9 protein-coding genes and 1 pseudogene are annotated in these 9543 nt (G+C 69.4%); 4 read left to right on the top strand and 6 right to left on the bottom strand.

Features of this window, described 5'->3' with window-relative positions:
* Positions 1–216 (top strand): annotated as a pseudogene (locus ACWDS7_RS43360) (hypothetical protein); the annotation flags it as partial.
* A gap of 99 nt (positions 217–315) precedes the next feature.
* On the opposite strand, the gene ACWDS7_RS43355 reads toward ACWDS7_RS43360, so the two are convergent.
* Genes ACWDS7_RS43355 through ACWDS7_RS43345 form a run of 3 tightly spaced genes read right to left on the bottom strand, consistent with a single transcriptional unit; the run spans position 316 to position 2872 of the window.
* On the bottom strand, positions 316–798 hold the full coding sequence (locus tag ACWDS7_RS43355; protein WP_451934043.1) for a hypothetical protein: 483 nt from the start codon (positions 796–798) through the stop codon (positions 316–318).
* Between the two features lie 23 nt (positions 799–821).
* Positions 822–2201: a sensor histidine kinase gene (locus ACWDS7_RS43350; RefSeq protein WP_451934042.1), complete on the bottom strand. Its 1380-nt coding sequence runs from the start codon at positions 2199–2201 to the stop codon at positions 822–824.
* Complete coding sequence (locus ACWDS7_RS43345; RefSeq protein WP_451934041.1) at positions 2198–2872, bottom strand: response regulator; 675 nt, start codon at positions 2870–2872, stop codon at positions 2198–2200. The genes ACWDS7_RS43350 and ACWDS7_RS43345 overlap by 4 nt, the downstream gene beginning before the upstream one ends.
* A 140-nt stretch (positions 2873–3012) precedes the next feature.
* Here ACWDS7_RS43345 and ACWDS7_RS43340 point away from each other — a divergent pair, with 140 nt between their 5' ends.
* Positions 3013–3510, top strand: a complete 498-nt coding sequence (locus ACWDS7_RS43340) for a hypothetical protein (RefSeq protein ID WP_451934040.1) — start codon at positions 3013–3015, stop codon at positions 3508–3510.
* 96 nt (positions 3511–3606) lie between these two features.
* Here the strand turns inward: ACWDS7_RS43340 and ACWDS7_RS43335 are convergent, their stop codons facing one another.
* Complete coding sequence (locus tag ACWDS7_RS43335) at positions 3607–4830, bottom strand: cytochrome P450 (protein WP_451934039.1); 1224 nt, start codon at positions 4828–4830, stop codon at positions 3607–3609.
* Between the two features lie 431 nt (positions 4831–5261).
* Between ACWDS7_RS43335 and ACWDS7_RS43330 the strand changes: the two genes are divergently transcribed.
* Together ACWDS7_RS43330 and ACWDS7_RS43325 are read left to right on the top strand one after the other, a co-directional pair.
* A complete protein-coding gene (locus tag ACWDS7_RS43330) occupies positions 5262–6188 on the top strand; it encodes a hypothetical protein (protein WP_451934038.1) in 927 nt (308 codons plus the stop codon).
* Between the two features lie 684 nt (positions 6189–6872).
* Positions 6873–7514, top strand: a complete 642-nt coding sequence (locus ACWDS7_RS43325) for a hypothetical protein (protein WP_451934037.1) — start codon at positions 6873–6875, stop codon at positions 7512–7514.
* A 491-nt stretch (positions 7515–8005) separates the two neighbouring features.
* Here the strand turns inward: ACWDS7_RS43325 and ACWDS7_RS43320 are convergent, their stop codons facing one another.
* Together ACWDS7_RS43320 and ACWDS7_RS43315 are read right to left on the bottom strand one after the other, a co-directional pair.
* Positions 8006–8662, bottom strand: coding sequence for an HAD family hydrolase (locus tag ACWDS7_RS43320; protein ID WP_451934036.1), 657 nt, complete (start codon positions 8660–8662; stop codon positions 8006–8008).
* A 23-nt stretch (positions 8663–8685) separates the two neighbouring features.
* Positions 8686–9354, bottom strand: a complete 669-nt coding sequence (locus ACWDS7_RS43315; RefSeq protein WP_451934035.1) for a hypothetical protein — start codon at positions 9352–9354, stop codon at positions 8686–8688.
* Positions 9355–9543: the final 189 nt, after the last annotated feature.

The following is a 9543-nucleotide window of genomic DNA, read 5'->3' as shown; positions in this document are numbered from 1 at the left end:
GGCAAGCGCATCGGGGTGCGTATCGCCCGCAAGGGCGTCGAGTCCAGCCAGCGACTGGGCCGTCATCGCTGGGTGATCGAACGAACTATCTCCTGACTGTTCGGCTACCGGCGCCTGTCACCCCGTTACGAGCGTCACCCCTACGCCTACCTGGCCTTTCTCACCCTCGCTGCAGCCATGACCTGCCATAAGCGACATCTCAAACTCACCATGTAGGACACGGTCTAAGCCATCACAGCTCATTTGAAGTCACAGCTCATTTAGCCATCACAGCGCTCAGCTGAAGTCACAGCTCGTCTGAAGCCATCACAGCGCTCAGTTGAAGTCACCACAGCGGACCTGCCCCCCGTCCGGTACGGTCACCCGAACGTCGTCCACGTCCATGCCGCGTTTGGCGGCGGTGGCGGCGGCGATCGTGCAGACGAGCTGCCCGGTCGCCATCCGCGACAGGCGGGAGACCGGCAGCAGCCATCGGCCGCCCACCAGCATCGGCGCGCCCTTTTCCATCGTGAACCCGTCATCGCTCGCCCGGACGGCCAGGTTCCTGGGCAGGCGGGTGTCCAGGGCGCGCTCGCTCTCCTTCGAGGTGGGTCCGCCGGTCAGCAGCTCGACGGCTTCGGCGGCCTCCAGCGGGCCCTCGGGGCGGCCGACGGAGACGAGGCGGTCCTGCTGCACGAAGTACAGGCGGGTGCCCTGGACGAAGCCGCGGGCCGCCTCTCCGGCGCCGATCACGGGGGTCGGGCCGACTCCGCAGGCCGTACACGCTGTCAGGAGCAGGACGAGGAGCCAGGTTCTCACGGACGCTCCCTCGGCAGGGCGTCTCACGGGCGCTCCCTCGGCAGGGCGAGGGTGAAGACGGCTCCGGGACCGGCGGCGACGGTGAGGTCACCGCCGTGCAGCAGGGCGTTCTCGCGGGCGATGGCCAGGCCCAGACCGCTGCCTTCGGAGCGGGCGCGGGCGGCGTCGGCCTTGTAGAAGCGCTCGAAGACGTGCGGGAGGACGTCGGCGGGCAGACCGGGCCCGTGGTCGGCGATCTCGACGACGACGGCCTGGCCTCCGGCGCGCACCCGGACCGTGACGGGCGGCGCGCCGTGCCGCAGCGCGTTGCCGACGAGGTTGGCGACGATGACGTCCAGGCGGCGTGGGTCGAGCGCGACACGGATGTCCGGCGGCAGGTCGGCGGTGACACGGTCGCTCCAGCCGCGCGAGCGCAGGCAGGCGGCAACGGCGGCGCCGACGTCCACCTCGTTGAGGTTGAGCACGGCGGCTCCGGCGTCGAAGCGGGAGATCTCCATCAGATCGTCGACGAGCTTGGTGAGCCGGGCGACCTCGGCGGTGACCAGCCGGGCGGCGGTCCCGGCATCGGCGTCCAGCCGGTCGGCACCGGCTTCGAGGACGTCGGTGACGGCGGTGGCGGCGGCCAGCGGGGTGCGCAGTTCGTGGGAGACGTCGGCGACGAACCGCCGTGACCTGGCCTCCATCTCGCGCAGTTCGTCGACCGAGCGTTCCAGCGCGGCGGCGGTCTCGTTGAACCGTCCCGCCAGCCGTGCCAGCTCGTCGCCGCCGCGCACGGGCAGGCGGGTCTCCAGCCGCCCTTCGCCCAGCCGCCGGGCCGCGCGGTCCAGATCGGCGACCGGACGCAGCACGCCACGCGCGGCCAGCAGCCCGGCCAGCACCGCCAGCAGCACGACGGGCAGGGCCGCCGCCTGCGCGGCGCGCAGCACGGCCGCCTCGTCGTCGGCGGCCTGTGCGAGCGACTCGACGAGATAGACGGTGATCCCCGACGGCGCGCCGCCCGCGAGGAGCATGACCCTGCTGCCGCCCACGAGGTACGGCACGCCGTCGCGGGTCACCCGCTGCCAGGCCAGCTCCGGCCGCCGCAGGACGGTCCGGCGCAGTTCGGCGGTGATGCGGGCGTCGCTGGGGACGGCGCCGTCCCTGACCACGTACACCTCGCGGTCGCCCACCTCGAGGTCCTCGGCGAGCCGGGCGAGCTCGTCGTCGGTGGCGGGCAGCGCGACGTCGCGCGACAGCAGCAGCACCCGGTTCTTGAAGTCCTTCAGCGACCGATCCTGCACCCCGGCCAGCAGGTTGGTCCGCGCCTTGTAGTAGGTCAGCCCGGCGGCCCCCACCGCGCTCAGCCCGCCCACCAGCATGAACGTGATCACCAATCGGGCCCGCAACCCCCGCAGCCAGGTCATACCGGCCCGAAGCGGTAGCCGAACCCGCGCACGGTCTGCACGTATCTCGGCTCGGCCGGCACGTCCTCGATCTTGGCGCGCAGTCGCTGCACGCACGCGTCCACCAGCCGCGAGTCGCCCAGGTAGTCGTGCTCCCACACAGACTCCAGCAACTGCTGCCTGCTGAAGACCTGTCCCGGCGCGGCCGACAGATACAGCAGCAGCCGCAGCTCCATCGGCGGCAGCGCGACCTGCCGCCCGCCCCTGCTCACGGTCAGGGAGGCGCGGTCCACGCACAGCGCGCCGTAGGTCTCCACGGGCGAGGACACGCTGTCGGTACGGCGCAGCACCGCCCTGATCCGGGCCTCCAGCACCTGCGGGCGCACCGGCTTGACCACGTAGTCGTCCGCGCCGGCCTCCAGCCCACCGACCACGTCGAAGTCGTCGCCCCGCGCGCTCAGCATCACGATGGAGGTAGCGGTGGTCGCGCGGATGCGGCGGCAGACCTCGAACCCGTCGATGCCGGGCAGCATGAGATCGAGCACCACCACGTCGGCGGCGAAGCGCGCCAGCCGCTCCAGCCCTTCCTCCCCGGATGCCGCCGATTCGACCTCGTGGGCCCTGCCCTTGAGGGCGAGCGTCAGAGCGTCCCTGACGCTCGGGTCGTCCTCGATCAGCAACACGCGAGCCATGCGTTCCAGTATCTGCCGCCCTGACATGCGGTTTGCCCGGACTCGAAAGCTATTACACGTTCATGACATGGCGCGGACAGGCCGCTCACAGGGGCGGGCCAGAGTGTTGGACAGTCAGTCCCGACCTGTTGGAGGAGACCATGTTGATCACCAAGCGGCGTCTCGCCGTCCTGGCCGCCCTTCCCACCCTGGCACTGAGCACGGCGTGCGGAGCCCAGAGCTTCGCCAGCGCGTCGAGCCCTTCCGCCTCGGCCAAGCCCAGCTGGCATGAGACGGCGGTGAAGTTCGCCCAATGCATGCGGCAGAACGGGATCGACATCCCGGACCCGATCAAGGGACAGGACCTCGACACCAGTGCCGTCACCAAGGTCACCCAGGCCAAGCTCGACGCCGCCATGAAGGCGTGCAAGGAGTGGGACTCGGTGATCCTCGGCAGCTCCGAACCGTCCTCACCCGAGGACGAGGCCAAGTTCGCCGCGTGGGCCGAGTGCCTGCGCGCGGGCGGTGTCTGGCAGCCCAACGGCAAGGAGGAGAAGCCGGCCGGATTCAAGCAGGTCAAGCCCGGCTCGGCTGCCGAGAAGCGGGTCTTCGAGGGGTGCGCCTCCCTGGAGCCGCCCGCGCCGTACGAGGAGAACTAGCCACCGGCGCTCCCGCCAGGCCATGCCCTTCCCTCCGCCCTCCGCGGGGACGGGGGGAGGGTTGGCGGGAACACGGGCCGGTCCCGGCTCCTCGCATCAGGAGCCGGGACCGGCCGAGGTGACCGGCAGCGCGACGGGACGGTGCGTCAGGCCGTCGCTCCACTCGACCTCCTCTGCCGGAACGGCCAGCCGCAGCCCCGGCCGTTTGACCGCCAGCGCCCGGACGGCTTCGGTGAGCTCCACCCTGGCCAGCGCGGCGGCCAGGCAGCGGTGCGGGCCGTATCCGAAGGCCAGGTGCGGCTGCGGCGGCTGCGCGCCGAAGCGGTGGATGTCGAAGCGCTCCGGCTCGGGGAAGGCGCTGGGGTCGTGGTTGGCGGCGTTGAGGTTGGGCATCACGACCGTCCCGGCTTTCAGGGTGCCGCCCGACAGCTCGACGTCCTCGGTCATCCGGCGCATGAACGCACTCGCCGGCGGCCCGTCGTAGCGCAGGATCTCCTCGGCCGCGGCGGGCGCCAGATCCGGCTGAGCGACCAGCTCGTCCCACTGCCCGCGATGGAGCATGAGGCGGAAGGCGCCCCTGGACACCATCGAGGTGGTCGTCTCGTGCCCCGCGGTGATCAGTGAGAACACGGTGTTGACCAGTTCGCCCTCGCTCAGCCGGTCCTCGTCGTCGCGGGCCTGCACGAGCAGGTCGATGAGGTCGTCGCCGGGTTCCGCGCGATGACGGGCCACCAGGTCGCGGGCGTAGGCCATGAATTCGGTGTAGCCCTGGTAGCGGACCTGCTCGGTCGTGGTGGAGGTGGTGAGGAACATGTCCGTCCAGGCCACGAACTGGCCGTAGTCGGCGTACGGCACGCCGAGCAGCCGGCAGATGACCTGGCCCGGCAGCCGCACCGCGAACGCGTCCACCAGGTCGAACTCCTCCCCCAGCCCGTCGAGCAGCTCACCGGCGATCGCCGCGATCCACGGCCGCCACGGCTCGGTCTGGCGGGGCGTGAAGGCCCCGTGCATGATCCGCCGGTAGCGGGTGTGCTCCGGCGGATCCTGATTGATCAGCGCGTCCGGGTCGTCGTCGATGCCCATGCCGCTCACCAGCCGTGGCAGGCCCGGCAGACGCAGGTTGCGGCTGGAGGCCGCCGAACCCAGCAGGGTCCGTACGTCCTCGTACCTGACGGCCACCGGCACCAGGTCCCCGCTCGGCATCGCGGCCGGGTCCAGCGGCCCCTCCTGGCGGCGGCGGGCGAACTCCGGCGGCGGCGTGCCCAGCGGTCCGGGGACGATGTCGGGCCAGGTCTTCTTCGGGTCGAGTTCGGCGGTCATCGCACCCCTTCCGTTCCTGGCACCGCGCAGGTTCCGTTCCTGGCACCGCGCAGGCGCACTTCCTGTCCGGGTGCCGCGCAGGCGGCCCAAGCGGAACGTACGCAGGAGACTGCCCACGGTCAACAGCTTGTTCCGGGCACCTTCGCGCCCCGGAAATGGCCCCGGACCCAGGCCCGGCGCCACGCCTCCCCCGTTCACGGGTCACCCAGTCGCCGTGCCCCACGCTGTCGCGGTGATCCCGGCAGGACATGCTGTCGCGGTGATCCCGGAACGGATGGTCCGCTACGGGAGTACGGACCACATGCGGCACGATGACGCGTTGCACCGCGAGCCCTGCACCGCAAGCCCTGCGCCACGATCGGCATGCTCGGGCCGTGGGCGGGAAGGGCCGGGACGGCTGAAGTGTCGTACCCGCTGCCTACGATGCCGTGGTGATCGACTTCGACGGACTGCGCGCCGACCGCTCCTGGCAGCTCACCTGGTCCGGCGGCCGGCTCGACGAGGCCGTGTTCCGGCTGGCGCCGGACACGGCCTCCGGCCGCCGCGCGCTGGTGGAGCGGCTCGGCGCGGATGCGACCGACCCGGAGCAGTGGGAGGCCGCGCTGATCGAGGCGCTGCTCACCGACCCGGCCGCGGCCGACCTGCGCCGGCTGGAGCTGCACCTCACCGACTTCCACCACTCCGCGCACCGTGCCGCGCTGGCACTCGCCACGCAGCGGCGCGAGCGGCTGACCAGCCTGTACTTCGGCCACGACTTCACATATCTGTACGAGCACAGCACCACCTCGACCGGCGGCACGATCGACCCCCTGAGCCGGCTGCACGAGGGCTTCACGGACGACATGCGCACCGGCCTGTGGGATGCGCTGCCGGCGCTCCGGGAGCTGACCGCCGAGGGCGGACTGCTGTTCGATGAGATCGACGGCGACGCGCTGACCTCGCTGACCGAGGTGCGGCTGCGCGGCGCGGTGCTCGCCGACGGCGCGGTCTTCCCGCGCAAGGCGCCCAGCGTCGTCACCCTGGCCCTGGAGATCCGCTCGGACGTCTTCGGCACCGAGTGCCCGGTCGAGCAGCTCGACGAGCTCGACCCGGCCGGCTACCCCGCCCTGCGGCACCTCGACCTGAGCCGCGCTGAGTTCGACGCCGGCGACTTCGGCACCCTCGAAGCGCTCGCCAGGTCCCCGATCCTGCCCCAGCTGGAGAGCCTGAAGATCAAGAGCCTGCAGATCCAGGAACACGAGACGGACGGCGACCCTCTGGAAGCGCTGGCCGGGCTGGCCCCCGCTCTCGCCCACCTGGTCCTCTCCGTGGCCGGCGAGATCGACGTCGAGGGCGCAGCCCGCGTCCTGGCTTTGTGAACGTGCCAGTGAGGCTTGGTCGGGTGGAGACGGACCGGGCGTGTCTGGGTAGCGCGCGACGGCGGACAGGGCAGGACCCACCCCAGCAAGCCAGCGGTATCTGGCGCTTTGAGGAGCCGTTCCAGGGTGCAGAAGGCGTGTGTGACCGATCGCAGGCCGCACGGAAGACAAGGGCCGGAGACTCCCCGGTGAGAACAGGTTTCCCCTGGCGGGGGTCTACTTGAGGAGCTTGGCAGGGGTCTACTTGAGGAGCTACCTGGCCATGACGAGGCGCTGGATCTGGTCGGTGCCCTCGTAGATCCGGATGATCTCTGACCCCGGATCCGACCACCTGCGGAAACTACTCGATCACGTCGCTGGACAGGGATCACGCCTGAGACCCGCAGCGCGGCCGGCGACCGCCCGACGCGCGCCGAGACGCCGCAGGCGGATCGCCTCTTTAAGGCGTAGAGAGAGTTCTCATCCGGTAGGGGCGGCACCCTCGTCCTGGCTGCGACACGCTTGACCCATCGGTCCTGGGTGTAATGACCGCAGAGGTTGAGTACGCCGAGGACACGAACCCGATGTGGTTGAAATCAGGGAGGGCCTGCGGGTTCGGTGGGGATTGCTGGACAAGCTCAGTGCGCGCACCATGGCAGGACTGTGTGGGTTGACCCCTGACCAGGCGACCATCATGATCACTTCGTGGCCGGCACACCTAGCGCCGAGAACGGCATCATCGACGCCAAAACCCCTTTAATGCGCGCAACGATAACCGTATCCGGCGTTCTGGCTGCGTGCGCGGCCATAGCAGCTGTTGTCGACGCGAGGTTCCTGCTGATCTCCTGGGGTTACCTCGACCAGATCACGTACTTCAGCGCCCTCATCCTGATCACTCCTGCGCTCCTGCGTGTCCTCCACCCCCAGGCACGATGGCAGCGATGTGTTCTCGCGTCAGGAGCGCTCTGGCCGCTGGCGAGCCTCGTCTGCCTGCAGCTCTATGGCTCATATGTCTACATGGACTCCTGGTCGCCGATAAAGATGGTCTCCAGCAGCATGGGCGTCTGGTTCGTTGTCATCGGCTGCATGACCTGGCGTCATTCCAAAATTGCCGCGCTCGCCATCCTGATGACCGGCTCCAGGTCCCTGCTGAGCATCCTTCTCTACACCCGCACCCTATGGGGTGACGCCGACCGATCGGATGCTCTCCTCTCAGTTCTCGCCGGACTCAACGAGGTCAGCCGGCTCACGTTCGTCTTCTGGGCCGCCTGGATCGCCTATCGCCTGCTGATCCACGCCAGACGCGATCCGCCGACCCGGGCCAGGGCCGCTTCTGCTCGATCATGAGGCACGGCCGACCTTGCGTTGCTCCGGTCTGTGTAGACGTTGATCCAGTAGCGGAGACCTTCCCGGGTCGCGGAGTGGTCCTTCAGACAGTACGAGTGGCCATGCGTGGATGATCGCTCAACCAGCCCGTCCTTGGCCGGCGATCACCCTACGCGTCGATGCCCGGTGCAGGCTCAGGGACTTTACGTTGAGGTGTGCACATACGGACTGACCGCTCGATATCACCTCGTCTCCATGCCTTCCTTCACGAAAACGCGCGCTGGTACGGATGAGGGCCCCTGAGCTGAAGCCGCCTTGGGGAATCGAACCTCAGACTCCTTCATTACGAGTGAGGACACGATCGTCCAGGACCGTCCACCCTCGTCTTCCGGGCCTGCTCGGGCGGGCTTCGTGAGGTTCCTCAGTCCACGGTCGTCCATGGCCGTCCAGCGCTGTTGTCAGCACCCGGGTTAGCAAGATCGACACTTGCGTCTCCCCCGGCTCCGAATCGGTCACTGAACCGCGTGCAGGATCTCCATCGCCTGGAGCACATCCGTGACGACATGGTCCGCCGCGTGCTCCTGGCCCAGCCACGTCCCCCGGTCGATCCAGACCGTACGAAGGCCGGCGGCCCGTCCCCCACCGATGTCGGCGACCAGATGGTCACCGACCATCCATCCCCCACCGGCCAGATCCATGCCACACCGCCGGGCGGCGATCTCGAACAGGCCGACATCGGGCTTGCGGATGCCTTCGAGCCCGGAGAGCGCATAGGCGTCGACGGACTCGACCAGTCCCGTCCGCTGGATCTTGCCGAGCTGGTTGTCCGCCGTCCCGTTGGTGACGATGGCTATCTTCCATCCGGCCGCGCGGAGCCGCGCCAGCCCGTCCATCACTCCGGGCCGGCAGCGCACCAGGTACGGCATGCGCTTGCGGTAACGGCCCCACAACTCCTCGACCGACTCGGCGAGGGCGAAGTGCTCGCGGACCTTGCCGAAGAAGACCTCACGGTGCGGGTAACCCGCCTGGTCGAGAACGATGAGCCAGTCAACCGCCCCACGTCCGAGGCCGTACCTGTCGGCGAACTCCGCGGCCCATATCCGGAACGCCTCGTCCAGGTTCACGAGCGTGTTGTCCAGATCGAAGAGCGCGAGCCGTTGCACGATCATCCCCCTACGGGCAGACCGTCTTCTCAGCCGGCGGCGGATGGATACCGGGCTGCCCTGAGGTCGTCGGCGAGGTCCTGCATGGTGAGGTCGGCGTTCAGCGCGGTGACCACCGCTTGCGTCAGCGGGCAGAGGGCATAGACGTGCCGCACCGCGTCGAGGTCCACGGGGGCCTCGTAGTAGTCCTCGGCGAACCGCCGGAACGCCTCCGGAGACAGGTCGATGAGCCGCGCGAACAGGTGCGTCGCGCCGTCGGGGTCGCTCGCGCCGTCCGGGTAGCCGATCTCTCCCACCCGCCAGCGGTCATCGCCGCTCTCGCGCCACAGGCAGGCGGTCACGACCGGCATGCCGTCCTCGTCGCAGAACGCGGGCTCGGCCACGCAGTGGCGGAAGACCTCGGGGACCGAATCGAGCACTCCCGGCCACGGCCCGTCGTTGCCGTACGGGCTCATCACCGCCTCGTGGTCGAAGCCGCGGATGTAGGCACCCGCCGCCGAGAAGACGATGGAGTATTCGTCTCCCGAGCCGTTCCGCATCGAGGCCATCTCCTCCCCAGGGCTCCAGTCCGCGTCGAAGGAGTGGTAGCGGCTCTCCCAGTCCGGGCTGAGGATGGCCTCCAGCACCGCCATGGACCGGCACACGTCGCGAAGCACCGGGGTATCGGGCAACAGCCGGGCCACGTCATGAGCAGTCATGCATCTCATCCAATCGGATGCCGGTGCCATCCTCCTGGTGTGCTTCCGGGGCATAGGGGACTACCAGCACTTCAGCAAGGGCGGCGGCTGAGACCTGGGCCGATGTCACGGAGTGGCCCCTGACCTGCGGCCCGGTCTCTCATCGGTTCTCGGTGTTTCCGGCCGTCTCGCACCCTCATGTGCCCTCGT

It is taken from the genome of Streptosporangium sp. NPDC003464 (assembly GCF_053588315.1).
This window is presented reverse-complemented; position numbering and strand designations above follow the sequence as displayed.